The sequence below is a fragment of the Vibrio sp. Y176 genome (assembly GCF_033438945.1).
On sequence record NZ_JAWOQS010001287.1, the window covers coordinates 1 to 500 of the forward strand.

Sequence of the window (500 nt, forward strand, 5' to 3'; positions counted from 1 at the left end):
TACGGTTAATACCTTGTTCTTTCAATGCTTCAAAATCTTGCTGTTTGACCTGAGTGCCATTCACCCACTCAGTAATGAGGTTTAGCGCTTCCGCTTCGTCAAAACATCCGTGCAAGTAGGTTCCCATAATTTGGCCACATTCACTAATGGCACCGTCACATTCTCCGTTGTCGAGTTCAAGCGGTTGTTCGTCAAGTACCCGGCTTCTACCAACATGAATCTCATAACCTTTCACCTTCGCTTTTTGGTTATTGAGATTGAGCACAGCTTCAGTCTTGGTGAGCTGTTTACTACCAGTTAGCACGGTATGAACATTCAATAGTCCCAAACCTTCGCTTGAACCCGGTTCACCTTCTACACCGTCTGGATCATCAATCGTTTTACCAAGCATCTGGTAGCCACCACAAATGCCCATTACTTTTCCACCTAAACGAATGTGGCGCAGAATGTCTTTATCCCAACCTTGACTTTTTAGATATGCCAAATCGTCTCGTACTGAT

At 44.4% G+C, this 500-nt stretch carries 1 pseudogene; it reads right to left on the bottom strand.

Annotation, left to right across the window (positions count from 1 at the left end):
• Nucleotides 1-500 (bottom strand): annotated as a pseudogene (locus R7O13_RS31450) (cobyric acid synthase CobQ); the annotation flags it as partial.